The organism is Neobacillus sp. BF23-41 (assembly GCF_041106275.1).
This window is the reverse complement of sequence record NZ_JBGBPR010000006.1, coordinates 154,891-180,748: the sequence shown is the minus strand read 5'-3', so window position 1 is coordinate 180,748 and position 25,858 is coordinate 154,891. Positions and strand designations below refer to the sequence as shown.

Sequence of the window (25,858 nt, the reverse complement as noted above, 5' to 3'; positions counted from 1 at the left end):
CATGTTCTAGGGGTACTTTTTAGGAATCTACTAAACATTTAAGAGAAGGAAGGGAAACAAGTTGAAAAAGTGGCTTATCATGCTTTTAACTGTAATTTTAGGATTACTAGGGTTAGCCGGATGTAATAGTGATACGACTTCAGGTAATGGCAAAGATGAAAAAGTGGAAATAACCTATGGGTTTTGGGATAAGAAGCAAGTCCCTGCTGTGGAGGAAATTATTAAGTTATTTAATGAAAAATACCCGGACATTAAAGTGAAATCAGAATTGACTGCATATGGTCAATATTTCCAGAAACTCGAAACAGCGGCCACTGGGGGTGCCTTGCCAGATGTTATGTGGATGAATGGTGCTCATGTTGAACAATATGCGGAAGGAAAGGTGATTCTTCCGCTTAGTGACCTTGCAAAGAAAGATAACTTTAGTTTAGATAATTATCCGAAATCTTTAATTGATCTTTATACCGTTAATGGAAAAGTATTTGGAATACCAAAAGATTTTGATACTACAGGCTTATGGTATAACAAAAAAATCTTTGATGAAGCAGGCGTACCTTATCCAGACGAAACGTGGGATTGGAATAAATTAAAGGAAGAGGCTAAAAAGCTGACAAATAAAGAAAAAGGTATTTGGGGATATGCTGCTTTAATGGGCAATCAAGGCGGATATTATGATTTCATTTGGCAAAATGGCGGTTATATTATTTCCGACGATCGCAAGTCTGTCGGATTTGACCAGCCTGAGGCGATTGAGGCACTTAAATACAATATTAGTTTTATTAAAGAGGGGCTATCTCCAACACAGTCTCAAATGACGGAAACAGCTGCTTCTGAATTATTCTCATCAGGAAAAGTAGCGATGATGTTTGATGGTCCTTGGATGGTTCCGGAATATAAGAATAATCCTGATTTAAACGTTGCCGTTGTACCAAAAGGAAAACAGCGTGCGGTTGCGATTCATGGGTTATCAAATGTCATTGCGGCGAATACCCAGCATAAGGATGCGGCGTGGAAGTTTGTTCAGTTCTTAGGCTCTAAAGAAGCAGCGGAAGTATATGCGAAAACAGGAACAGTGATTCCTGCTTATAATGGGACGCAAGATGCTTGGTTACAATCTGTTCCAAATTTGAACCTTAAAGCCTTTATTGATGGTGTTGAATATTCTGTTCCACTTCCAAGTGTGAAAAGTACAGGGGAAATCTGGCAGTATGAAACCGATGTTCTTAAAAAGGCTTGGAGTGAGGAAGAAAGTGTAGAAAATGCTGTAAAAGAGCTAACGAAAAAGGCAAATGAGTCTTTATCTAAGAAATAGAAAAATTGAAGAGGAGAAATTGTTTCTTCTCTTCTTTTTTCTAATATAAGGAGGGAATGCAGTGAAGGAAATTCCTCTACAGGTTGAAGTGAAAGTGAATAAAAAATTTAAGATTTCTAATTTAGCGAAGACAAGGAAACGATCAGACTACTTTTGGGCATATCTCATGATTGCTCCCACCATGTTGGGCTTGTTTATTTTTTACCTGTGGCCCATCTTTCAAACATTTTACTTTAGTTTCACTGAATGGGGAGCATTTGGACAGTATGAGTGGACGGGGTTAGATAATTATAAGCGGATGCTAGAGGATACAAACCTATTAAAATCATTTAAGAATACTGGGATTTATATTATTTTTACGGTTCCATTTGGGATCTTCTTATCGATTCTCGTAGCGGTTCTCCTGAACCAGAAAATTAAGGGGAAATCCGTTTACCGGACATTATATTTTTTACCCGTCATCACGATGCCGGCTGCTATCGCCATGGTTTGGAAATGGCTTTATAATTCCGATTACGGACTACTAAACTATCTTTTATCTTTAATCGGAATCAAGGGTCCCCAGTGGGTGAGTGATCCCAAAATTGCCTTATATTCGATTATTGTGGTAGCCATTTGGAGTGGGATTGGTTATAACATGGTCATTTTCCTTTCCGGACTGCAAGGAATTCCAAAGACCTATTATGAAGCAGCGGAAATGGATGGAGCCGGTCCAATCAGGGTATTCTTTAAAATTACACTGCCGCTGCTCTCTCCTGTAATTTTTTTTGTAAGCATCATGTCTCTCATCGGAGCATTTCAAGTATTTGATTTAATTTTCATGATGATTGGAAAAAGTAGTACAGCGCTGGAGAATACGCAATCGATTGTTTATTTATTCTATCAACATGCGTTCGTATTAAACGATAAGGGATATGCAGCAGCCATCGCTGTCCTCTTATTAGTTGTTATCCTAATTATCACAGCGATACAAATGGTCTTACAGAAAAAATGGGTTCATTATGACTAAAGGAGGGAGAATCAATGGAAAGATCGAGACAGCTTTTTACAAATAAGACATTCCTCATCCATTTCGTCCTTATCGTGGGATCGGTGGCGATGGTCGTACCTTTTTTATGGATGATCCTAACCTCCTTAAAAACCTATGCTGAGTCGATTCATGTACCGCCAGTTATTATTCCAGAGGATTTTAAATGGGAGAACTACAAAGAGGTTTTTGGACTGCTGCCTTTTTTCAAATTTATGTTTAATACCTTCGTTGTGACAGTCTTACGGACAGCCGGTCAGTTGTTATTGTGTTCATTGGCCGCCTATGCTTTTGCCCGAATTGAATTTCCAGGTAGGAATATTCTATTCATGTTGGCGTTATCTGTTCTAATGGTTCCTGGACAAGTGTTTTTACTGCCACAATACATGATTATGGTGAAATTGGGCTGGCTGAATACATTGCAAGCGGTCATTGTCCCTGGTTTGTTTAGCGCCTTTGGTACGTTCCTGCTGCGTCAATTCTTTATGGGGCTTCCAAAAGAACTGGAAGAAGCAGCCAGGCTTGATGGCTGCAACCATTTCCAAATTTACTGGAAGATTATGCTTCCGCTAGCTAAACCGGGTTTGGTTGCATTAGGTATTTTCACAACTCTTTGGAGCTGGAATGAATTAATGTGGCCAATGATTGTGAATAGTTCTCCGGAATCAATGACCCTTTCTGTCGGATTGTCATCGCTCCAAGGTCAATATTTAACCAACTATCCGATACTAATGGCTGGATCCTTTTTAGCTATCTTGCCAATGTTGATTTTATTTATCATCCTGCAAAAACAATTTATTGAAGGAATAGCTGTAACAGGAGGAAAATAAAAATAGTACATGCAGTCGTACCAGGCTGCATGTGTTGTTTTTATTTAGCTTATTGGAAAGTATAACTTTTGTTTAATATCCAGACTGGTAGAAAACGGCTCCCGATGGCACGTCCTGGATTGGTTACCCTAATAAAAAATAATATCTTCTCCCCCTAAAAATAAAACGTATTTAAAATGTTGGGTTGACCCTACAAGTTGATGTAGTATAATAGAATTACTTACAATAAACAGATTATTATTCTCATAGTCTAGTTTCTATTAGTTTTTTTGCTGCTTAACTTGTACCATCAACCCAATGTTACAAAGCGTGTGGAATGGATTTTTTTAAGAAAACTCGTCTTTCAGATTACATCAAATTTTACAACAGATGAGTAGGTACACTCGAATAAAGCAAAATTGGCAGTAGAGGTGCAGGAACATGAAAATGGCAATTGGTATTGATATTGGCGGGACAAAGATTGCGGCGGGCATAATATCGGAAACAGGGGAATTGTTCAAACGTGCGGAGTTAAAAAGTGATCCTTCTGACAGAGAAAAGATGTTTGTTAAAGTGGTAGAAGCTGTAGAACAAGTTCTTGAAGATTCTACTTATTCGCTAGCGGACATGGAAGGCATTGGTGTCGGTGTACCAGGAAAAGTGGATCAAGAGCAGGGGGTTGCGGTTTATCAAAATAATTTACCATGGGCCCAGTTTCCTGTCACTTCTCGGTTACGGGAGCAATTTGGACTCGGGAGGATTACTATCGATAATGATGTTTACATGGCGGCCTTTGCCGAGTGGAAGTCAGCCCAGACAAAAAGCGATGAAACGTTTGTCTACGTGACGATTAGTACGGGCATCTCCTGCTCTATTATTCATAATGGTTCTTTTTTCAGAGGGGCTGGATTTGCCGGAGAACTTGGGTTAATTCCTGTCCTTTCAAAGGTTACTGGGAAGAAATTGATGAGGTTGGAACATGCGTCTGCTGGACCGGCGATTGAAAAATTAGCACAAAAGAAATTGCAATTGGCATCTCTGTCGACCAAGGATGTCTTTGAAAGCTATCAAGACGGGGTCCGCGAATATCAGCCCATCATCGATGAAGTGACAGACACGTGGGCACAAGGCTTGTACTCGATTTCCTGTTTACTAGACCCGCATAAAATTGTTTTCGGCGGCAGTGTCATCGTAAACAACCCTTTTCTGCTTGACATCATAAAAGAAAAACTGAAATCGTATCAAATCCCTGAACAACATCATCTCTTAAACCAAATGGTAATTAGCACAATTAAGCAAAATAATGGAGTGGTTGGTGCTGGGTTGCGGGTATTCGAAGGAAACAAAAAATCATAAGAGGTGTGACACATATGTCTTCATTAAGTAAGAAAGAAATAATGCCATTAGGGGCATCAATTACAACCCAGGAAATCAAGCAACAGCCTGAATTATGGGGTGAAGCATTTGCATTGTATACTGGGAAGAACCATAAGATTGAAGCCTTTTTACAGAACTTGACAGAAAAGCACGATCGTGTCCGGGTTATTTTTACGGGGGCTGGAACTTCCGCATATGTCGGTGACACCATTATCCCTTATTTAAAAGGAAAAATCGATGAGAAACAGTGGGACATGATGAGTGTTCCAACGACTGCTATTGTGTCAAATCCTTACCAATTTTTAAAGGCAGACATCCCGACCTTATTGATTTCTTTTGCAAGAAGTGGTAACAGTCCGGAAAGTGTTGCGACTGTTGAATTAGCGGAACAAGTGGTAACCGATCTCTACCAGATCACAATCACCTGTTCAAAGGCCGGTAAGTTAGCAAAGCGGGCAGAAGGGGATGAAAGCAATCTCTTACTGTTGATGCCAGAAAGATCCAATGATCAAGGCTTTGCGATGACGGGTAGCTACACCTGTATGACCCTAACTGCGCTGCTCATTTTTGATTCACTGACAGTGGAAGAAAAATTGACCATTGTTGAAACAATCCGCAGTATGGGTCAAAGTGTTATTAGCAGAGAAGAAGATATTGAAAAGATGATTACATCCGACTTTGAACGGATTATTTATCTTGGCTCAGGTGGCTTTGAAGGCTTGGCAAGAGAGGCGCAATTAAAAATTTTAGAGTTAACTGCCGGTAAAATTGCCACTTCCTTTGATTCATCACTTGGATTCCGCCACGGTCCTAAATCATTTGTGAATGAAAAAGCTATCGTGTTTGTGTTTGTTTCTAACCACCCGTATACGCGCAAATATGATTTGGATATGTTAAATGAATTGAGACAGGATCAAATCGCAGCCTATATTTGTGCAGTCGCCGTTGACATGGACATCAATTATGCCGGTGATACGTTCTTATTTGACAGCGATGCCCGCACTGTACCGGATGTCTATTTGTCACTGCCGTATGCCATGGTCGGCCAAACGCTCGCCCTGTTAGCTTCGATTAAGGTCGGGAACAAACCGGATACTCCTTCGCCAAGTGGAATAGTCAACCGAGTTGTAAAAGGCGTAACCATCCACACATTCAAGTAATAGAATTTTACTTGTAGTACCGAGGTGAAATTAATGAAAAATCATATTTTTGCAGAAAAGTTTTTTCTAGAAGATAAGGTGGTAGGTCCAGGTTTTCTGGAAATCAAGGATGGTAAATTCGGTACCTTTTCAATTGATAGGCCGGATGAAGCAGCAGAAATCATTGATTATAATGGGCAATGGGTTGCTCCAGGCTTAGTAGACACACATATTCATGGTTTTAAAAATCACGATATTATGGATGCTGACATTGAAGGATTGAACGTAATTTCCGAAGGGATGCTATCCTGCGGAGTCACCTCGTTTTTGCCGACCACTTTAACATCATCAACCGAGTCGTTAAATAACGTGGTTGCAATGATTGGTGCGAATTATACCAAAGTACAAGGAGCAAAAATAAAAGGGATCTTTTTGGAAGGACCGTTTTTTACCGGAAAACATAAAGGTGCTCAAAATACGAAATACTTTTCTGACCCGTCGATCGAGAAGTTGCAAAAATGGCAGGGCCTATCCCGAGGTATGGTTAAAAAGGTTGCGATTGCTCCCGAAAGACAAGGGGCAGTAGAATTCATCAGATATGCCGTGAAGGAAAAAATTGCGGTTGCGTTGGCTCACAGTGACGCTACGTACGAACAAGCAAGACAAGCGGTTGAAACAGGGGCTTCCATTTTTGTTCATACATTCAATGGAATGAGAGGGTTGCATCATCGTGAGCCGGGGATGGTGGGTGCTGCCATGAATTTAAGGGATGTTTTTGCCGAAATTATTTGTGACGGACACCACGTTCATCCAGTTGCAGCAAACATTTTAATGAATACCCGCGGCAGAGATTCAACCGTTATGGTGACCGATTGTATGATGGCTGGAGGAATGCCGGAAGGAAACTATCAACTGGGAGAATTCCCTGTAGTAGTTAAAGATGGGGCTGCCCGCATTGAAGGCGGGAGTTTAGCAGGCAGTATTTTGCAATTAAAGGATGCCGTCAAAAATGTCGTCGAATGGGGAATTGCCACCCCGGAAGAAGCCATTTATATGGCAAGTACGGCAGCTGCCAAAAGTGTCCAAATTGATCACGAATGTGGGAAAATTGCTGAAGGGTATGCTGCGGACTTTATCGTGTTGAATCCTGATCTTGATTTAACCGCCACTTACATGGATGGTGTCTGTCGTTATCAAGCCTAAATAACAACCAGAAAGAGGGAGTATGTTGATTGTAGCTGTAACCATGAATCCATCGGTTGATATTTCCTATCCGCTTGGCCGCTTCAAGTTAGACGATGTCAATCGGGTAGAAACGGTCCGTAAAACGGCTGGCGGGAAAGGCTTGAATGTTGCCCGAGTGATTGCGCAAATGGAAGAAGCTGTTCTGGCGACGGGTGTGCTGGGCGGGACGATTGGCGATTATATCGTTCAGGAATTAAATAAAAGCACGATTCCCAATGATTTTTTGAAAATCGAAAAAGAATCAAGAAATTGTATAGCCATTCTTCATGAAGGCATGCAGACAGAGATTTTAGAATCAGGACCGACGTTATCTAAGGAGGAAGGGACAGCCTTTTTAGGTAAGTTTGAAGGCATTCTTGCAAACGCTTCACTAGTGACAATTTCAGGCAGTTTGCCAAAAGGGTTATCAACGGACTTTTACTATCAAATGCTAGAAATCAGCCGCAAAAAAGGTATTCGGGTACTTGTGGATTCGTCAGGAGAATCGTTAAAACAGGTCTTGCTGCAGAAGGAAAAACCATTTGCCATCAAACCGAATACAGCGGAATTGTCGCAGCTGTTGGGCATGGAAGTAAGAGCGGGGATCATTGATTTGAAACAAGCATTACACCATGGACTATTTACGGGGATTGAGTGGATAATTGTGTCTATGGGCAGTGAAGGTGCCTTTGTCAGGCAAGGTGAGGATTATTACCGGGTGAGGATACCAAAGATTGAAGTGGTCAATCCCGTTGGATCCGGTGATGCGACTGTTGCTGGTTTAGCAGTGGCACTGAATCGAAATCAAACGGTTGAGACTGTGCTGAAAGCGGCAATGACCACAGGAATGTTAAATACCATGGAAGCCGGAACCGGTTTTATTAATATGAACAAGTTCAAACGGTACTTTAATGAAGTTAAAGTTGAAAAAATAGATTAAGAGGGGAGATTGACGATGCTAGAACTAACCAAGAATAAATGGGAAGCGCTAAAACGTTTATCAGATGAGAATGGCGTGATTGGAGCATTGGCCATTGATCAACGCGGCTCATTGAAAAAAATGATTGCGTCCGGAGAGGCCAGTCATGTGGGTGATGAAGGTATAGTCCGTTTCAAAGAATTGGTTTCTGAAGAATTAACACCTTTTGCAACAGCGATCCTGTTGGATCCGGAATATGGTTTGCCGGCGGCGAAGGTCCGCAGCAAAGACTCCGGCTTACTAGTGGCATATGAAAAAACCGGCTACGATGCCTCAGAAGCGGGACGGTTGCCGGATTTATTACCGGAATGGTCAGTGAAACGATTAAAGGAAGCCGGTGCCGATGCGATCAAGTTCTTACTCTATTATGATGTCGATGAAGATGAAAAAATTAATAACTATAAACATGTCTATATGGAACGTGTGGGGTCCGAATGTGCGGCTGAAGACCTTCCATTTTTCTTAGAAATTGTCTCATATGATGCTGAAAATAATGATGTAAAAAGTAAAGCGTACGCAAAAGTAAAACCGCATAAAGTGGTTGGAGCGATGAAGGAGTTCACTAAACCGCAATACCATGTCGATGTGTTGAAGGTAGAAGTTCCGGTAGATATGAACTTTGTGGAAGGCTATACAGAAGGAGAAGCCGTTTACAGTAAAGAAGAAGCAGCTTCCTATTTCAAGGATCAAAGTGAGGCAACTAATCTGCCGTTTATCTTTTTGAGTGCGGGAGTAAGTGCGGAGCTATTCCAACAGACATTGAAATTTGCCAAAGACTCTGGTTCGACGTTTAACGGCGTGTTATGCGGCCGGGCAACCTGGAAAGACGGAGTCGAACCTTTTGCTTCCAATGGCGAACAAGCAGGTCGTGTCTGGTTACAAGAAATCGGTAAAAGGAATATCGAAGAACTGAACTTAGTATTGAAAGAGACAGCCAGCTCCTGGTTTGATAAAGCAAATTAATAAAGCACGGGGACAGTTTTCTGGCCTCAACACCGAATGGTGCCTGACACCGTTCGTTTTTTTTATGCAATTCACTAAAAAAGCAATATTTCTAAAAATTTGAACAATATCTTTATTGTGTAAGCGTTTTAATCAAAGTAAGCTAGATTACAAGTAGAGGGTGGTTTTTGATGTTAAGGCATCGTCTTCTATTAAAATAGTACATTCAAAGGAGGAGAAGAGTTGAGCAGGAACAATTACAAGAGATTTAGCCATACACTGCTTGCACTTGTGTTATTTTTTCCAACGTTCTTGACGGGGGTTATTCCGCCGTTACGTGCGGTAGCAGAAGTTACGAATCCATGGGTTACCATTTCATCTGGAGGCAATGAAGTAAATGAAATGGTCAACCAGAATGGGAAGGTCTATACAAGGCTTGGAGCAGGTGCTGGAAATGACAATGGAACCAAAGCAGCTATTTTTCAAGAAGAAAAGGCAGCAGCGAAAGAATCAGGAACGATGGAATATACCTTTATTCCAGAATTGGATGGGGCGGATACTAGATTTGGTTTCTATCCACATTATATTGATCCTAATAACTTTGTCTTTGTTGGCTATGACTCTATGGGGTGGTTCTATGAATACAAATATAAAGGCAGCGGTACCTGGTTAAACACTAGACCAAGCTTACCACTACCAGAAGCAGGAACTAAACATTCCATTAAAATTGATTATAGCGGAACCACTTTCAATGTTACATTAGATGGCCAAGATTTATTTGGACCTGTTACTTTATCCAATGATGTAACTAACCTGCTTACAGGTAAGGAAGCGGTTAAACTGGGTGCTTTTGGAGGTAAAAACAGCCAAGTACTCATTGAATTGGGGGATGCTCCTGGAGATGGAGGCGCAAACTCAGGTGACGTGGAACCTGTCGACATTACGGATAACCAACTGACAGAAGGGGATTTTAAAATCCTCTCAGGTGACGGAAGCGTTACCTATAATCAAGATGGTTCAGCAACCTTCAAGGTTACCTCTACTCAAAAGAATCGAATTGTCTACAATAAAATGAAAGGAATTAAGAATGGTATTTTTGAGGTTGATATTACTCCCGGAACGAGCGCGATGAACCGTTTCGGTCTCATCTATCGTGTTCAAAGTCCTTCTGCTTACACGTATGTGGGAACAGGAGATCAGAACAATCAGTATTTTGGTGAAACCTTTGGTCCTTCAAATAATTGGACATCGATGACATCAAGCGTGCCATTAGAAGCAAATAAAACCTATCATTTACGAATGAAATTCATGGATGATACAGCTATTTTATACCTTAATGATAAAAAGGTGAATAGCTGGACATTATCAGGCGGTGTCAATATAGCAGGTTTACTTGGATTTGAAAAGAGCCGCGGTGCTGCCGACATTACGATTTCAAACATCAAAATTAAAGAATACGTTCCACCTAAAGCGCCAGATACTCCTCCGGTAGAGGATACATTAAGCTCAGATTTTATGAATGTCACTATCGACCAAGTATTCCCGCGTGTCATCGAATACCGGGTGGGCGATAAGGTAATGGACGGACAAAAATCTCCTGTTTACGGATTGAAAGTGAACGGCACACTTTACTATCCAGAGGTAGGCTATGAAAAGCTGAGTGAAAGTGAAGCATTGTATACCTTAAAGGTAAGCGATGAATATGAAGACCTTGATGCTGTTATTAAAGTTTCATTAAAAGTTCAAAAAAATAAAGTGATCTATACTTTTGAAGAAATCAACAATGATAAAGGTGCAAAAATCGAATCGGTTGAACTAGCTGATCTGAACTTTATCTCCGTTAATTCAGCTCAAACCAATGCGAAAGCCGAATTAACAAATATTAGCGGTGATGTGACAAAACCGGGGGATGTTGATGTTACTGTCGATTCATCTTTGGAAGGCATTGGAACTTCAGAAAGATACTATACAGCCTTCCTGTCAACGAACACATTGAGTGCTGGTGTATGGTCAAGTTCGGAAGTCAATGGCTACCGTAATTTAGTGGCTAATCGTTATCAGAATAAAGATGGTACGAAAGCCATCGGAATCGGCTCCAGCTTGCTTTATTATCAAAGAGAATTTATGCCGGAACCACAAACGGCTAAACCTACTTTGAAAATTGCTATTGCTGACGATTTGAATAAAGATGATGAAGTTGACTGGCAAGACGGTGCGATTGCTTACCGCGAAATCATGCAAGATATAAAAGGATCAGAAGATGTAAACAATCTTGTCGGCACACGGATTGCCATGAATTTTGGATCACAAGCACAACATCCCTTCCTAAAAACATTGGATAATGTAAAAAAGGTAGCTCTCGCTACAGATGAATTGGGCCAGGCTGTGCTATTAAAAGGATATGCGAATGAAGGTCATGACAGCGGGCACCCGGATTATAGCGATGTAGGTGAACGGATTGGCGGCGCAGACGATTTAAAAGCGCTTATTAGTGATGGTCATAAGTACAACTCTGAATTTGGTGTCCATATTAATGCTCAAGAAACGTATCCTGAAGCCAAAGCTTTTAGTGAGGATTTTATTGATGGTCCAAATTCCAAAGGATGGGGTTGGCTGGATCAATCTTATACCATCAATAAATTAAAGGATTTGTACTCAGGATCACGTGCGCAAAGACTGGACCAATTAAAAGCAGCTGCACCAGGTCTTGACTTTATCTATTTAGATGTATGGTATCAAGATCAGTGGGAATCTGATCGAGTGGCAGAACAATTTATGGATAGAGGTTGGAGAGTATCAACCGAGTTTGGTACATCTATTGCCAATTATTCAACATGGCAGCACTGGGCAACAGATAAGAACTACGGCGGGGCATCCAGCAAGGGAATTAACTCTGAAGTTCTTCGCTTTATTAGCAATCACCAAAAAGATTCTTGGGTGTTGAATTGGCCTGAAGCAGGCGGAACGGCTGATCACCCGTTGCTTGGCGGATTTGAATTAGCCGGTTTCGAGGGTTGGCAATCGGATAAGAACTTTGACCAGTTTATCCGGATGACATTCGATACCAATCTACCAACTAAATTTTTACAAAAGTATTTTGTCACCAAGTGGACAGATGGAGAAGGTAACAAGCAAAAAACAAACCTTGAAAAAGAAATCAAGTTAAAAGACCCAAGTAATGGGGATGATGTGGTTGTAACTAGGAAAGACAACTCCAGAGAGCGTGTTATTACACTTAATGGAAATGTTGTCCTTGATGAACATGCTTATTTACTTCCTTGGGTGGAACAAGATTTTAATAATCCAACACCTGCTGCTGAAAAATTGTATCATTGGAATTTGGAAGGCGGTACAACAACTTGGACATTGCCGGATGGATTTGTTGGTCCATCTCAAAAGGTTTATGTGTACAAATTGACCGATAAAGGCCGAACAGATGTGCAGAAAGTCGAAGTGGTCAATAATCAGGTAACCTTGACAGCTGAGGCAGCAACGCCATATGTTGTTATTCCGGATAAAAAAGAGAAGGGTTTACAAGTCGATGACTGGAGCAACGGTGCTCATGTCTATGACACAGGATTCAATTCGGGAACTGTCAAAGATGAAGTGACAAAAGTGGCAGGAGATAAAGATGCTGTCAGTGTCAAGAGAACGAATCAAACGGAAATTGCCCGTAATGTAAGCAGTGGTGACTATTATTTGAATATGGAAAGTCCATCGAAAAATACAACCGTTTCCCGCTCCATTACTGACCTGGTGCCTGGCAAGGATTATGTGGCAGAGGTATATGTAGAAAACAATAGTGATGTAAAAGCCGGAATCAAAATAACTGGCGGGGTGAAAGATGTAAGTAATTATACGCTACGTAGCCTTCAAAAGAACTTTGTGAAAGCAGACTCACATGCTACGAATGATGGCTACAATAGCAAAATGCAAAGAATGCAGGTAAGCTTTACGGCTACATCAAAAAAGGCTGAAATCATTCTAAGCCGTGAGGCCGGAGAAGGAACCACCAAATTTGATGATATTCGGGTCGTTCAAAAGTCTTTGAAAAATAATGTGTCATCAGGGGTATTTAAACAAGATTTTGAATCGGTCGTGCAAGGAATTTACCCATTTGTGATTGGTAATACGGAAGGGGTAGAAGACAACAGAGTTCATTTGTCTGAGTTACATGCTCCTTATACACAAAAAGGATGGGCAGGTAAAAAATTAGTAGATGATGTCTTAGGCGGAAATTGGTCCGTTAAAGTAAATACCGGAAACAAAGGCTTAGTGTATCGCACGATTCCGCAGCACTTCCACTTTGAACCGGGAGTAACCTATAAAGTATCCTTTGACTATCAAACTACTGCCAATGCCTATCGCTTTATCTCAGGTAATCAAGAAATTGATGTTCGAGATATTACAGCGGCCAAGGGACTAAGTTTGAATAATACGCTTCCAGCATCTGCCACTACCAAAACGGCTGAGTTTACAGTTACTGGTTCCGACAATGGGCAAACCTATATTGGAATTTTCAGCGATGGAACTAGTGTGAATGAAGATACCGGGGCAGGAACATTTATTTTAGATAACCTTCGGATTGAACAGGTGAAATAGAGTTGAAGAGGGAAGTGCTTCTGACACTTCCCTCTATTTAATTATAGAGGAAACAGACTCAATTTCTTAATAAAGCCTTTTGATAAATGTTTATTTTAATGAAAATGAGTCTATCCTTTAATTAGGCACAAGTTTGCTTGCATACTTACTGAAAATTTAATACAATAACCGTAATACTTTATATTAATATTGAAAAGACAGTGATCAGGAGTAGTAATGATTCATACCCGTAAATAGAGAGTTGACGGCTGGTGGAAGTCAACCGGGTACATCATGAACTCGCCTTTGAGTTGCAAGCGTGAAGGAATAGTAAGGCTTGCCGTTTTCCGCGTTAAGGATGAATGAAGCGAGTGCAGTCAGCACTAATGTGGGTGGTACCGCGGGAAGATACATACAATCCTCTCGTCCCTTTTTGGGATGAGGGGTTTTTTATTTTTTTTTAGGAGGAAGAGCATTATGAGTTTCGACCATAATCAAATCGAACAAAAGTGGCAAAAGAAATGGGAAGAAGAAAAAACATTTAAAACAAGCGAAGAATTTGATAAAAGAAAATTTTACGCTTTAGATATGTTTCCATATCCGTCAGGGGCAGGTCTACACGTTGGACACCCTGAAGGCTACACAGCAACCGACATTCTTTCCCGCTTAAAGCGGATGCAGGGATACAATGTTCTTCATCCAATGGGCTGGGATGCGTTCGGCCTACCAGCGGAACAATACGCATTGGATACGGGTAACGATCCAGCAGAATTTACAGAACAGAATATCAATACGTTCCGCCGGCAAATTAAATCATTAGGATTCTCGTATGATTGGGATCGTGAAGTCAATACGACTGACCCTAAATACTACAAATGGACCCAATGGATTTTCCTGAAATTATTTGAAAAAGGCCTAGCTTATATTGATGAAGTAGCGGTAAACTGGTGCCCTGCACTTGGAACGGTACTAGCAAATGAAGAGGTCATTGATGGCAAAAGTGAACGCGGCGGGCACCCTGTTGAACGTCGTCCGATGAAGCAGTGGATGTTACGAATCACCGCTTACGGTGACCGTTTACTGGAAGACCTTGAAGAACTTGATTGGCCTGAAAGCTTGAAGGAAATGCAGCGCAACTGGATCGGCCGTTCAGAAGGTGCGGAAGTTACCTTCTCAATCGAAGGACATGAGGAGACATTCACTGTCTTCACTACTCGCCCTGATACTTTATTTGGTGCTACGTATGCCGTGCTTGCACCTGAACATTCCTTTGTTGATAAAATAACAACAGCTGAACAGCGTGCTGCGGTTGATGCCTATTTAGACAAAGTTAAGACGAAAAGCGATTTGGAACGTACGGATCTTGCCAAAGAGAAAACAGGAGTATTTACTGGCGCCTATGCCATCAATCCTGCCAACGGTGAGAAAATGCCAATCTGGATTGCTGATTATGTGCTAGTAAGCTATGGAACCGGTGCAATCATGGCCGTTCCTGCACACGATGAACGAGACTATGAATTCGCAAAGGAATTTAACCTGCCGATTAAGGCTGTTGTCGCAGGTGGAGATATCGACAAAGAAGCCTTCACAGGAGACGGAGAACATATTAACTCTGATTTCTTAAATGGTTTGGATAAAACGGAAGGCATTCAAAAAATGATTGCTTGGTTAGAAGAAAAAGGGATCGGTACCAAAAAAGTAACTTTCCGTTTACGTGACTGGTTATTTAGCCGTCAGCGTTATTGGGGTGAACCAATTCCGATTATCCATTGGGAAGATGGCACAATGACTGCAGTTCCTGAGGACCAGCTTCCATTGATGTTGCCAAAAACTACGGAGATTCGTCCTTCCGGAACAGGTGAATCACCACTTGCGGTCATTTCTGATTTTGTGAATGTCGTGGATCCTGAAACAGGTAAAAAGGGTCGCCGTGAAACGAATACCATGCCGCAATGGGCGGGCAGCTGCTGGTATTATTTACGTTATATTGATCCGAAAAATGATCGGGCACTTGCTTCACAGGAAAAATTAAATCATTGGCTTCCTGTTGATATCTACATTGGCGGTGCCGAACATGCGGTATTACATTTACTTTATGCTCGCTTCTGGCACAAGTTTTTGTACGATATCGGTGTAGTTCCAACCAAAGAACCATTCCAAAAGTTATTTAACCAAGGAATGATCCTAGGTGAAGGAAATGAAAAAATGAGTAAGTCCAAAGGGAATGTAGTAAACCCTGACGATATCGTTGGCAGCCATGGTGCTGATACCCTTCGCCTGTATGAAATGTTCATGGGACCGCTTGATGCATCGATTGCTTGGTCGACAAATGGGTTGGATGGTTCCCGCCGCTTCTTAGATCGTATCTGGCGCTTATTGGTTGAGGAAAACGGTGAACTAAATCCAAAGATTCAAGCAACTGATGAAGCCTCAACACTGGAAAAAGTGTATCATCAAACCGTGAAAAAAGTGACGGAGGATTATGAGGGCTTAAGATTTAATACGGCTATTTCACAAATGATGGTATTCATTAATGATGCCTATAAAGCAACGGTACTGCCAAAAGAGTACATTGAAGGATTCGTTAAAATGCTTGCCCCTATTTGCCCGCATATCGCTGAAGAGCTATGGGAAAAGTTAGGTCACAGTGGAACGATAGCTTACCAAACATGGCCTGCATTTGATGAGGCGAAACTAGTCGATGATGAAGTTGAAATTGTCATCCAAGTTAATGGTAAAGTAAAAACAAAGCTTATGGTTCCAACTGATGCAAGCAAAGAGTCACTAGAAGGAATCGCTATGGAAGATGCCCACATAAAGGAACAAATTGAAGGAAAAACAATTCGCAAGGTGATAACTGTTCCGGGAAAACTTGTTAATATTGTTGCAAATTAAAAGAACGGCCCCTCTCCGGGGCTGTTTTTCCTAAAGGGGATGGACTTGATGGAAGAAATTCAAACGATTACACCAGAAGAATTACAAAAAAAGCTTGAGGCAGGGGAAAAACTTGAGCTTGTGGATGTAAGGGAAGATGAAGAAGTAGTATTCGGGATGGTACCCGGGGCCAAGCATATTCGCATGGGGGACATTCCGGCTAATCTTGACTATTTTGATAAGGATAAAGAATATATCTTTATCTGCCGCTCAAGTGCCCGCAGTGGGAATGTCTGCTATTATCTGCAGGACCAAGGCTTTAAGGTCCGCAATATGGTTGGCGGCATGCTCGCATGGACAGGAGAAACGGAATACACAGAATAACCGATTCCACCATGGAATCGGTTTTTTTATGAAAATAAGCGCTTTTCTTTGTTAGTGAGTAATCCCTGCCTTAGGTCTATCTCTCATCAACATACCTCCTAAAAGGATAAGCGGCAGGATATTGACTCCCGCAAGCACAGCCGCTTGAATATCTGTACCAATCAATAAACCGTGTATCGTAACAAATATATATAGGACCGGATTCAATGCGTGTAATTTCCGCCATTTTTGATAGCCGATTTTTTTTCGTGCTTTGGATGTAACGATCGTCATAATTAAGAAATAAAGGGAAAGTGCGCCCAGCGCCATTGGCCAGGGCTTATAGTCCGTATTAAACGGTATGAGTACTTCTACCCATTGTAACGAGATATATGAATCGATTAGTAAAAATCCTACGTGGCCAAGGACAAGATAAAGGGTCCAATTAGACAGTGATTCATGCAAAAATAGGGAAGCAGTGACCTTTTGCTTTCGCTTTTTCTGAACTTGAGAGTATAGTCCTATGATGACAGACAAGTAAAGTAAAAGGTAAGCTACCAAACCTGTAGCACGGATCATATACCATTCAAACATTTCCAAGTTACTCTCCTCCTCTCCAAATATCTCCGTCTTTAGTAATTAACACAGCCTGGACACCTTTTCTATTTATCCACTCTTGACCAGCCTGTTTACCAAGTAAAAGAACGGTTTTTGCCCAAACGTCAGCTTCCAAAGCAGTTGGGGCTGTCACTGTTGCCGATACAATCTTACTTTTACTAGGGTTTCCTGTTCGAGTATCAATCAAATGATGCGTCCACTCCCCGTTCATCCGCCATGTTCTTTTCATGGTTGTGGACGTCGCAAGCGCACCATTTTGAACCTGAATCGAAGAAATCATCGTTGTTTCGGCAAATGGACTCTCGATCCCGATATTTAATGTTCGTGGCAATGTGCCGAAAATGCGGATATCACCACCCACGTTGATAAAGCCATAGCCCAACCTATCTAAAAGCAGTGCGGCACGATCAATTACCCAGCCCTTGGCCATTCCCCCAAGATCGATTTTTGATAATAGGGTTACGGACCGTTTACTTTCGTTTAGTATAAAAGGTAGCGAACTTATCGCAGCCATTGATGAAGGAGGAGTTACTGCTAACTCTTTCCCCTTTATCATTTCAATCGATTTTGAATAGCCGTGGTTTTCAAGCGACGATAGAATGCTAGGATTAAAAATACCTTCCGTTTCTTCAAAAAATCGAAGAGCGTCTGATAGTATTGAAAACATCTCACTGCTAACGATGACTTCTTTATCAACATGTTGATTTAATCGTGACAGTTCACTATCAGAACGAAAACGGCTGCACGTATCCTCTATCAATTCAAATAGCTTGTAGATAGGCATTAAATCGTTAGCAAACAACTCTTGACTAATAGAGATTTGAACAATTGTACTCATTGAAGGAAACCGGTAGGTAAACATCAGGTTCCACCTGTAGTCGTGTCAAAGCCGCTTTGTTGTCCCATTCCAGGTCCGCCGCCATTTGAGAATTGATCCTGTTGATTACTGTTTCCATTGAATTGATCATTATTATTCGAGTACTGATCACTAGAATCAAAATTATTGTTAGAATCATCATTTTGATTGTATTGTGATGAGTTACCGCCATCAAAGGATTGATCAAAACCGCTGCCATGGTCAGTACGTTGTTGTGTATTAAAGCCATCCTGTGATTGCTGATTAGAATTATTTGAGGATTGCCCTTGAGTAAGTGCCACTTGGTTGCTCGCTTGATCGCCATTTGATAGACCAAGAAATGATACCATTCCAGCTACTAATGCTAAACTCCCAAAACTAACGCCCCAAGAGATTTTTTGTTTTTTATCCATTTTAATGCTCCTTTCTATAGGTGAAACTGTCTTTCTAAAAAGGAGTTTACAAGTTGAATCTTAAAATAACCTTAATTTTTCAGTCTGCTTATTTTTAAAATTCAGATAAGTTGTTAATAATGGTAGTAAAAAAGAGAGGGAGAGAGAAAAGTGATACAGGTTAAATTGTTTGATCGGGAGCATGAGAAGGATTTAGAAAAGGAAATGAATCGTTTTTTGAAAGGGCTGGATGAAACAAGCCTGCTGGATATTAAATATAATGTGGCAGCAATGCCGGAGGAAGAAGAAGAGGAGCAGATTTATTGTTTTTCCGCGATGATTATTTACAAGGCCTGACAAATAGTCAGACCTTTTTGTTTTTTGCAGACAGGGCTGCATTGGTACCTGCTAATCTTCCAGTTACAAGGGCAGAGGTAATATTATACCCTCCTGTATAACCGTGAACATCAAGGATTTCACCGCAAAAATATAAACCGTTCATTAATTTTGAGCCCATCGTTTGTGGCTCGATTTCTTTAACAGACACTCCACCGCCAGTGACAAAAGCTTTTTCAAGAGGCAAGGTGCCATTTACTTTTATCAGGAATTGCTTGCAGCTCTTTGAAAAACTACGAATTTTTTCATTGGAAATCGTGCCACCTTGCTCGGATGGGTCAATCCCATTATGTTCTAATAGAAATAGAAGATATCGTTCAGGGACTAGCCCTTTTAGCGTGTTTTTAATGCTTTTCTTAGGCTCACTTTTTACAAGCGCTAGAATTTCTTGAAAAACTTCCTCCTCTTTTTTGTCTGGTAAGGCATCAAGGCTCATGGTTACTTCTTTTAAATTCCACTTTTTCATAGCTTTGACTACGAACTGACTGCAGCGCAGCACGGCAGGTCCGCTGATTCCAAAATGGGTAAAAATCATATCCATTCGGTGCGAGATAATCGGCTTACCTTTCGGATTCAAAACACTTAGGTCAATGTCTCTTAGTGATAAACCTTGTAGGGCTTTATTTTTAATAAATGGTTCGCTAGAGGTGACAGGGACTTCAGTTGGAAATAAATCCGTAATCGTATGACCTGCTTTCTTCGCCCAGGCATACCCATCACCAGTTGAACCGGTATGTGGAACTGATTTTCCCCCAACGGCAATCACGATCGATTTAGCTGATAATTTTTGACCATCTTTCAACAAGACGGCAGAAACAGTTCCATTTTCATAGAAAAGGTCCTCTACAGGGCTATTTTTGAAAATCCTGACACGAAGCTTTTCTAACTGATTTAATAGGGCGTCAACGACAGATTGAGCCTTATTGGAAACGGGGAACATCCGCCCGTGATCCTCTTCCTTTAATTCGATACCTAATTTTTCAAAGAACTTAATAATATCTTCATTACTAAAGATTGAAAAGGCACTATATAAAAACTTACCGTTCCCCGGCAGGTGCTTGATGATTTCCTCGATTGGCAGGCGATTCGTCACATTACAGCGACCACCTCCGGAAATAGCTAACTTTCTGCCGAGCTTGTCTCCTTTATCAATTAAAAGTACTTTTGCGCCTTTTTCACCAGCTGCAATGGCCGCCATTAACCCTGAAGGGCCGCCGCCGATGACGATTACATCATAATCCATATTTACACCAACTTTATATTTATCCGTCACTCCATTATAAACATTTATCATCAAAATAAAACGACTGTGCCTATTTTTTCATAAATTTCATTTGGTTGTTAGTAGCGTCTGAGAGAAAGAAGTTGTAAACTACTAATAGTGTGCAAAAAAAGTCGAATTATTTGTGAAGAAGCGCACGTATTTCTTCGGGTAGGAAGGGATTCTATGCAGTCAAAGCTTTTAAGAGGAACATTTATTTTAACGTTTGGAACAATATTATCTAAGGTTATCGGATTAATTTATGTTATTCCGTTTTATCAAATTGTCGGGAAACACGGGACGCAGCTTTATTCATTTTCATATGTCCCATATACCATTTTTATCAGTATTGCAACGGCTGGTGTACCGTTGGCTGTTTCAAAATTCATTGCAAAATATAATGCACTTGAAGAGTATGCTGTTGGCCGAAAGCTGTTTAAATCGGGAATAGTGGTAATGTTGTTGACTGGGTTTGTGGCATTCTTAGTGATGTATTCCGCTGCACCTATGTTAGCTGAATTAAGTCATCCTGGTGAAGGACAACTGGCCAATGTTACGACGGTTATTCGGGCTGTTAGTTTTGCATTGATCGTTGTGCCTATTATGAGTTTAATCAGGGGTTACTTTCAGGGACATCAATCGATGGGACCATCGGCTGTTTCACAGGTCGTCGAACAAATCGTACGAATTATTTTTACACTTGCAGGAGCCTATGTTGTCCTGAAATTTTTACATGGCACTATTGTTTCGGCTGTTAGCGTTGCCACCTTTGCAGCATTTGTCGGTGCTATCGGAGGATTAGTTGTTTTATTTTGGTATTGGTATAAAAGAAAACCCTATTTGGACGAACTACTTGAACATGATAAAGGGACCAGCCATATTTCTCTAAAGGAAATCTATAAAGAAATTCTTTTATACGCAGCGCCCTTCGTTTTTGTCGGAATTGCAAATCCGTTATTTCAATTTATCGATCAAATTACCTTCAACCGGGCGATGTCCGCAATGGGCAATGCAAAGCAGATGGCTGATGCGGCCTTTGGTATATTAAATTTCGAGTCACATAAAATTGTCATCATTCCTGTATCACTTGCAACGGCCTTTTCCTTAACACTCATACCGAGTATTACAAAGGCATTTGTAGAGAATGATCAGAAAAACATGAACCGGCAATTAAACCAAACCTTTCAAGTTTTGCTCTATTTAACATTACCGGCTGCTATCGGGCTTTCGTTATTGGCCGAACCGGTTTACACAGCTTTTTATGAGCATGATAATCTTGGGACACAAGTATTAGGCGCCTATGCACCTGTTGCGATTCTTTTTTCCCTCTATTCTGTCACAGCAGCCATATTGCAGGGAATTAACGAACAGCGCTTTACCATCTTAAGCTTGCTTGTGGGTTTATTAATAAAATTTGCTCTAAACATTCCATTAATTAAAATGTTTGAAACTAGAGGGGCCGTTCTCGCCACAGCGCTTGGTTATACGGCAGCGATTGTCATTAATTTAATTGTGATTAAGACATTCTCCGGCTATCGTTTCCGGTTGGTATGGCGGAGGAGTTTATTGATTATCATCTTCGCAGGATTGATGTGGGCAGGAACAGAAATTGTTTATAAATTACTATTACTATTCCTTTCTCCTGCATCAAAGGGTCAATCCGTCCTGCTTATCGTGATAAGTGCCGGAATGGGCGCCGTCATCTATTTTTACTTAGGCCTGAAATCAGGATTAGTGAACCGTTTATTTGGTGACAGGGTCGATCGAATCAAGCAAAAACTAAGGTTAAGATTTTAAAAATCTTCTTAAAAAGGAGATGGGACAGTTGAGAATTGATAAAATGCTAGCTAATCTTGGCTTTGGCAGCCGGAAAGAAGTGAAGCAGCTTTTAAAAAGTAGTGCGGTCAAGGTTGATGATGTGGTAGTCAAGGATGCAAAACAGCATGTGGATACGTCCAAACAAACCGTGACTTTAAATGGTGAGGTTATTGAATACAAAGAATTTATCTATTTGATGATGAACAAGCCGCAAGGGGTATTATCAGCGACAGAAGATAGCACTACCGAAACGGTTATCGATTTATTAGAGCTCGAGGACCAGGTCTATGAACCGTTTCCTGTTGGCAGATTGGATAAGGACACAGAAGGTTTACTGCTGATCACCAATGACGGTCAGTTGGCACACAGATTACTTTCACCGAAAAAGCATGTTCCGAAAACGTATTTTGCTGTCATTGATGGTGAAGTAACGGAAAATGATGTCGTGGCCTTTGCTAATGGAGTAACCTTGGATGATGGCTACGAAACAAAGCCAGGTGAGTTGAAAATAATAAAATCCGGTATCCGTTCTGACATTGAGCTAACCATCACGGAAGGTAAATTTCATCAAGTGAAAAGAATGTTTGAAGCTGTTGGTAAAAGAGTGGTTTATCTTCAGCGGATTACAATGGGCCCCTTGCCGTTGGATGAGACACTGGAGTTAGGTGAATACCGGGAACTGACAGACGAAGAAGTAGAATTATTGCGAGGATATCAAGTGAAATAATCTTAAAATGGAAAAAGCAGCTAAAAAAATAGCTGCTTTTTCCTTTTAATAAATATTTCACTATGAAATAACGTTATTAAAGCGTAAATATGGAATTTTCTTGCCTTTAATAAGTTCAATCAGCGAATTTATGAATCCAATCAGCGAATTTCCTTGTTGAATCAGCGAATCCATATTCTGATATATGGTTGATTATTGATAGGCCTTCACATCTAACATTGTTTCTAAATCGACAATTTCAACATTTCTTTTTTGCAATTCTTCTATAAGGAGTGGTAAGGCTTTTTTGGTCTCACTCTTATCGGAATCGGAGTGCATTAAGATAATGTCACCGTTTCGAAGATTATCGATCACATTGCGAATGATATTTTTTGAATCCATTTGGGACCAATCAAGGGTATCAATCGACCAGAGGACAATGGAATAGCCCTCTTGTTTTGCAACCTCTGCCACCTGTACATTTGTATCTCCATATGGTGTACGAAGGATAGCCGGCTCCTTGCCAATAACTGATTTAATTGCTTTCCCAGCTTGATCAATTTCGAGTCTAGTAGCGTTTTTGCCTAATTTGGTTAATTCTACATGATTAAAGCTATGGCTTAAGACTAAGTTTCCATTTTTAAAGGCATCCTTTACAACATCAGGATGCTTATTAACCTTACTGCCAATAAAAAAGAAGTTTCCTTTTACATGGTGGTTTGCCAAAATCTCAATGATTGCCGGTGTGATTACTTCATCAGGTCCATCATCAAACGTTAGGGCCACCTGTTTTTTATCAGGGCCATTAATATAAACACTCTTTTGATTTTTAGCAAAGAGGACGATATCTTTCCGCCATTTTTGCATCGAAGCCCAAGCTGATTCTGATAACTGATTGGAGCTTCCTTTTATATCAAGGATGTATTCGCTATTTGATGCTGTGATGGTAGATCTTTTTGGGTTAAAAACAGAAATATGATCTATCACATTACTACTTTTCGGAAAAATCAACTTAAGCTGAATTTCCTGCTTCAATTCATAAACATAAATATTTTCATTATTATTGTCTCGTATTTCCTTAGGCTGCCCGAATGATCTGACCACCATCTTGTCTGTAATTTCTTTGAGGTCAGCATCATAGGAACGAACGTCGAAAATTTCTCCTGCCTTGTTATAGCCTAAAACGATGTTTTTATTGTCATAGGTGGCATAGGTGCCAGAACCTGCCTGATCAACCTTGTCGGGTTCACCCCATTCAGAGTTAACTTGTTGGATTGTGCGATCAAGCGCATTAAATGGACAATCCTTCACCATTCCTTTTTGAGCCAAATCCTTAATATTATCAAGCTTTTTTAAATAGGATTGGTTTATTTCCTTAGGCTGTAGGCCATTTTGCTTTTGCTGTACATTATTACTTGGATGCAGCTGTTCCGAATCACAAGCAGTTAATAGGGTAGACAAAGAGAAAATGACCGTCAAGATAGGTGTTAACAACTTCATTAGGGGTTTCACCTCCCATAATTTATTTGATCTATACTTGATTTAATAATAGCAAAGACATTCAATTTTGGGAAAATTCAACTCAATCGCATGAAAAAAAAGACAAGCAATCAGCTTGTCCTAGATTTAACGTTTATTTTCAATTAAGCCTGTAGGAAAGATTGTAACATCCAGTTATGTTTATTGAGTTTGCCGATTAGGCCTAAAAACATATCACTGGTTACCTCGTCATTGTTTTGTTCAGCAACTTCCATCCCAGCTTTTAATTCATCAATGATTAAGGAAAAGTCATGGACGATTGTCTGAACCATTTCTTCAGCAGTTAATGTTTCACTGGTTTCTTCAATGGTTGCAAGTTGAAGATATTCTTTAAGGGTAGAAATGGGACTGCCGCCAATGGTTAATAATTGCTCAGCAAACTCATCAATTGTCGTTGCTGCTTCCTCATATAATTCTTCGAATTTGGCATGTAAGGTAAAGAAGTGAGGACCTTTCACATACCAGTGAAATCGATGTAATTTAGTATATAGTATATTCCAGTTTGCAATTTGGTGGTTGATTACTTGTTCAACGGTCATTTTAGCATTCCTCCTAATTTCTTATCTGAATTAATTATATCATATATTATTTAAAAGTAAATATTAAATGATAATAATTATAATTAAGAAAGGGGAACATTTTATAAAAAATTAGTAACTAGGTAGAACTCTGGGTATCTTAATAATATTTACTTGCAAAGGATACCTTAATTTTAAGGGGGAACTGTCATGAGACTTACACACGAGCAGGCTATTGAGTTACACGGCTTTAATAACTTGACGAAATCGTTAAGCTTTAATATGTATGATATTTGTTTTACAAAAACGAGGGAAGAACGTGAAGCCTATCTGAAGTATATAGATGAACAATACAGTGCAGACAGGCTGCAAAAAATTTTAACCCATGTATCAGATATAATCGGTGCCCATGTGTTAAATGTGGCGAGTCAGGACTTTGAACCAGCCGGGGCGAGCGTGACTCTATTGGTATCTGAGGGTCCAGTTGCGAATGCGCCGTCTGAATCCTTCGAGGAATCTCCGGGACCGCTGCCGGAATCTGTGGTGATTCAGTTAGATAAGAGTCATATCACGGTTCATACATATCCGGAATTCCACCCTGATGAAGGAATAAGCACATTTCGGGCAGATATTGATGTTTCGACATGCGGGGAAATTTCGCCCCTTAAGGCCCTTCATTATTTAATCCGATCATTTGAAACAGATGTGATGACAATTGATTACCGGGTCCGCGGTTTTACAAGGGATAAGACAGGGCATAAGCTCTTTATTGACCATGAAATAAATTCGATTCAGAATTACATCCCTGATGATGTTGGCGAATTATTCGATATGATTGACGTTAATGTCTATCAAGAACATATTTTTCACACAAAATGCAAGCTGCGTGATTTCGACTTAAATAACTATTTGTTTGGATATACAAAAGATAAGCTTTCCCCTGATGAACATATTGAGATTACGGAGCGATTAAAGATTGAAATGGATGAAATCTTTTATGGGAAAAATATTATCCAATAGCAATGGAGCCCAAGGAAAAGTCATTAATTAAGGATCTACGTAACTGGAACAGAGTCATAATTATGAATAGGGTCACGTAGAAGGGGTCTACGTGCCCGAAACAGGAG

The 25,858-nt window shown here is 40.4% G+C and carries 21 protein-coding genes and 1 other annotated feature; of the genes, 15 read left to right on the top strand and 6 right to left on the bottom strand.

Annotated elements, in window-relative coordinates:
- Positions 1 to 61: 61 nt before the first annotated feature.
- The 11 genes from AB7942_RS12345 (at position 62) to AB7942_RS12295 (ending at position 16,648) form a co-directional block, all read left to right on the top strand.
- Positions 62 to 1,312, top strand: coding sequence for an ABC transporter substrate-binding protein (locus AB7942_RS12345; protein WP_369447070.1), 1,251 nt, complete (start codon positions 62 to 64; stop codon positions 1,310 to 1,312).
- An 88-nt stretch (positions 1,313 to 1,400) separates the two neighbouring features.
- Entirely contained in the window at positions 1,401 to 2,321 is a 921-nt protein-coding gene (locus AB7942_RS12340) for a carbohydrate ABC transporter permease (protein ID WP_483310870.1), read from the top strand.
- A 14-nt stretch (positions 2,322 to 2,335) separates the two neighbouring features.
- Positions 2,336 to 3,169 (top strand): carbohydrate ABC transporter permease, encoded by an 834-nt coding sequence (locus AB7942_RS12335; protein WP_369447069.1) that lies wholly within the window; start codon positions 2,336 to 2,338, stop codon positions 3,167 to 3,169.
- A gap of 420 nt (positions 3,170 to 3,589) precedes the next feature.
- On the top strand, positions 3,590 to 4,504 hold the full coding sequence (locus AB7942_RS12330) for an ROK family protein (protein ID WP_369447068.1): 915 nt from the start codon (positions 3,590 to 3,592) through the stop codon (positions 4,502 to 4,504).
- A gap of 14 nt (positions 4,505 to 4,518) precedes the next feature.
- A complete protein-coding gene (locus AB7942_RS12325; protein ID WP_369447067.1) occupies positions 4,519 to 5,685 on the top strand; it encodes an SIS domain-containing protein in 1,167 nt (388 codons plus the stop codon).
- Positions 5,686 to 5,718: 33 nt separating this feature from the next.
- Entirely contained in the window at positions 5,719 to 6,867 is a 1,149-nt protein-coding gene (gene nagA, locus AB7942_RS12320) for an N-acetylglucosamine-6-phosphate deacetylase (RefSeq protein WP_369447066.1), read from the top strand.
- Between the two features lie 25 nt (positions 6,868 to 6,892).
- Complete coding sequence (gene lacC / locus AB7942_RS12315; RefSeq protein WP_369447105.1) at positions 6,893 to 7,828, top strand: tagatose-6-phosphate kinase; 936 nt, start codon at positions 6,893 to 6,895, stop codon at positions 7,826 to 7,828.
- 15 nt (positions 7,829 to 7,843) lie between these two features.
- Entirely contained in the window at positions 7,844 to 8,830 is a 987-nt protein-coding gene (gene lacD / locus AB7942_RS12310; RefSeq protein ID WP_369447065.1) for a tagatose-bisphosphate aldolase, read from the top strand.
- 222 nt (positions 8,831 to 9,052) lie between these two features.
- Positions 9,053 to 13,411 (top strand): endo-alpha-N-acetylgalactosaminidase family protein, encoded by a 4,359-nt coding sequence (locus tag AB7942_RS12305; RefSeq protein ID WP_369447064.1) that lies wholly within the window; start codon positions 9,053 to 9,055, stop codon positions 13,409 to 13,411.
- A gap of 191 nt (positions 13,412 to 13,602) precedes the next feature.
- Positions 13,603 to 13,824: a binding site (T-box leader), on the top strand.
- Positions 13,825 to 13,867: 43 nt separating this feature from the next.
- Positions 13,868 to 16,285, top strand: a complete 2,418-nt coding sequence (leuS, locus tag AB7942_RS12300) for a leucine--tRNA ligase (protein WP_369447063.1) — start codon at positions 13,868 to 13,870, stop codon at positions 16,283 to 16,285.
- 48 nt (positions 16,286 to 16,333) lie between these two features.
- Positions 16,334 to 16,648 (top strand): rhodanese-like domain-containing protein, encoded by a 315-nt coding sequence (locus tag AB7942_RS12295; protein ID WP_088089312.1) that lies wholly within the window; start codon positions 16,334 to 16,336, stop codon positions 16,646 to 16,648.
- Positions 16,649 to 16,699: 51 nt separating this feature from the next.
- Here the strand turns inward: AB7942_RS12295 and AB7942_RS12290 are convergent, their stop codons facing one another.
- The 3 genes from AB7942_RS12290 to AB7942_RS12280 are packed head-to-tail and all read right to left on the bottom strand — an operon-like array spanning position 16,700 to position 18,514.
- Positions 16,700 to 17,221, bottom strand: coding sequence for a ferric reductase-like transmembrane domain-containing protein (locus tag AB7942_RS12290; protein ID WP_369447104.1), 522 nt, complete (start codon positions 17,219 to 17,221; stop codon positions 16,700 to 16,702).
- 7 nt (positions 17,222 to 17,228) lie between these two features.
- Positions 17,229 to 18,107 carry an FAD:protein FMN transferase gene (locus tag AB7942_RS12285; protein WP_369447062.1) on the bottom strand — a complete coding sequence of 293 codons (879 nt, stop codon included), beginning with the start codon at positions 18,105 to 18,107 and terminating at the stop codon, positions 17,229 to 17,231.
- Complete coding sequence (locus AB7942_RS12280; RefSeq protein ID WP_369447061.1) at positions 18,107 to 18,514, bottom strand: hypothetical protein; 408 nt, start codon at positions 18,512 to 18,514, stop codon at positions 18,107 to 18,109. The genes AB7942_RS12285 and AB7942_RS12280 overlap by 1 nt, the downstream gene beginning before the upstream one ends.
- 150 nt (positions 18,515 to 18,664) lie before the next feature.
- Between AB7942_RS12280 and AB7942_RS12275 the strand changes: the two genes are divergently transcribed.
- A complete protein-coding gene (locus tag AB7942_RS12275; RefSeq protein WP_088089308.1) occupies positions 18,665 to 18,850 on the top strand; it encodes a sporulation protein Cse60 in 186 nt (61 codons plus the stop codon).
- Between the two features lie 7 nt (positions 18,851 to 18,857).
- On the opposite strand, the gene AB7942_RS12270 is transcribed toward AB7942_RS12275, so the two are convergent.
- A complete protein-coding gene (locus tag AB7942_RS12270) occupies positions 18,858 to 20,132 on the bottom strand; it encodes a BaiN/RdsA family NAD(P)/FAD-dependent oxidoreductase (RefSeq protein ID WP_369447103.1) in 1,275 nt (424 codons plus the stop codon).
- A gap of 204 nt (positions 20,133 to 20,336) precedes the next feature.
- Between AB7942_RS12270 and AB7942_RS12265 the strand changes: the two genes are divergently transcribed.
- Both AB7942_RS12265 and AB7942_RS12260 read left to right on the top strand, forming a co-directional pair.
- Complete coding sequence (locus AB7942_RS12265; RefSeq protein WP_369447060.1) at positions 20,337 to 21,947, top strand: putative polysaccharide biosynthesis protein; 1,611 nt, start codon at positions 20,337 to 20,339, stop codon at positions 21,945 to 21,947.
- 19 nt (positions 21,948 to 21,966) lie between these two features.
- Positions 21,967 to 22,695: a 16S rRNA pseudouridine(516) synthase gene (locus tag AB7942_RS12260; protein WP_369447059.1), complete on the top strand. Its 729-nt coding sequence runs from the start codon at positions 21,967 to 21,969 to the stop codon at positions 22,693 to 22,695.
- 192 nt (positions 22,696 to 22,887) lie between these two features.
- On the opposite strand, the gene AB7942_RS12255 is transcribed toward AB7942_RS12260, so the two are convergent.
- Complete coding sequence (locus tag AB7942_RS12255) at positions 22,888 to 24,174, bottom strand: DUF4309 domain-containing protein (RefSeq protein WP_369447058.1); 1,287 nt, start codon at positions 24,172 to 24,174, stop codon at positions 22,888 to 22,890.
- A gap of 143 nt (positions 24,175 to 24,317) precedes the next feature.
- On the bottom strand, positions 24,318 to 24,752 hold the full coding sequence (locus AB7942_RS12250; RefSeq protein WP_369447057.1) for a Dps family protein: 435 nt from the start codon (positions 24,750 to 24,752) through the stop codon (positions 24,318 to 24,320).
- 189 nt (positions 24,753 to 24,941) lie between these two features.
- Between AB7942_RS12250 and speD the strand changes: the two genes are divergently transcribed.
- Positions 24,942 to 25,751, top strand: a complete 810-nt coding sequence (gene speD / locus AB7942_RS12245; RefSeq protein ID WP_369447056.1) for an adenosylmethionine decarboxylase — start codon at positions 24,942 to 24,944, stop codon at positions 25,749 to 25,751.
- The last annotated feature ends 107 nt before the right edge of the window (positions 25,752 to 25,858 follow it).

Excerpts from the sequence above, each read along its gene's own strand:
- AB7942_RS12335 (WP_369447069.1), top strand. The coding sequence starts at position 2,336 with ATGGAAAGATCGAGACAGCTTTTTACAAATAAGACATTCCTCATCCAT.
- AB7942_RS12330 (WP_369447068.1), top strand. The coding sequence starts at position 3,590 with ATGAAAATGGCAATTGGTATTGATATTGGCGGGACAAAGATTGCGGCG.
- AB7942_RS12325 (WP_369447067.1), top strand. The coding sequence starts at position 4,519 with ATGTCTTCATTAAGTAAGAAAGAAATAATGCCATTAGGGGCATCAATT.
- nagA (WP_369447066.1), top strand. The coding sequence starts at position 5,719 with ATGAAAAATCATATTTTTGCAGAAAAGTTTTTTCTAGAAGATAAGGTG.
- lacD (WP_369447065.1), top strand. The coding sequence starts at position 7,844 with ATGCTAGAACTAACCAAGAATAAATGGGAAGCGCTAAAACGTTTATCA.
- leuS (WP_369447063.1), top strand. The coding sequence starts at position 13,868 with ATGAGTTTCGACCATAATCAAATCGAACAAAAGTGGCAAAAGAAATGG.
- AB7942_RS12295 (WP_088089312.1), top strand. The coding sequence starts at position 16,334 with ATGGAAGAAATTCAAACGATTACACCAGAAGAATTACAAAAAAAGCTT.
- AB7942_RS12290 (WP_369447104.1), bottom strand. The coding sequence starts at position 17,221 with ATGTTTGAATGGTATATGATCCGTGCTACAGGTTTGGTAGCTTACCTT.
- AB7942_RS12285 (WP_369447062.1), bottom strand. The coding sequence starts at position 18,107 with ATGTTTACCTACCGGTTTCCTTCAATGAGTACAATTGTTCAAATCTCT.
- AB7942_RS12280 (WP_369447061.1), bottom strand. The coding sequence starts at position 18,514 with ATGGATAAAAAACAAAAAATCTCTTGGGGCGTTAGTTTTGGGAGTTTA.
- AB7942_RS12270 (WP_369447103.1), bottom strand. The coding sequence starts at position 20,132 with ATGGATTATGATGTAATCGTCATCGGCGGCGGCCCTTCAGGGTTAATG.
- AB7942_RS12265 (WP_369447060.1), top strand. The coding sequence starts at position 20,337 with ATGCAGTCAAAGCTTTTAAGAGGAACATTTATTTTAACGTTTGGAACA.
- AB7942_RS12260 (WP_369447059.1), top strand. The coding sequence starts at position 21,967 with ATGGGACAGTTGAGAATTGATAAAATGCTAGCTAATCTTGGCTTTGGC.
- AB7942_RS12255 (WP_369447058.1), bottom strand. The coding sequence starts at position 24,174 with ATGAAGTTGTTAACACCTATCTTGACGGTCATTTTCTCTTTGTCTACC.
- AB7942_RS12250 (WP_369447057.1), bottom strand. The coding sequence starts at position 24,752 with ATGACCGTTGAACAAGTAATCAACCACCAAATTGCAAACTGGAATATA.
- speD (WP_369447056.1), top strand. The coding sequence starts at position 24,942 with ATGAGACTTACACACGAGCAGGCTATTGAGTTACACGGCTTTAATAAC.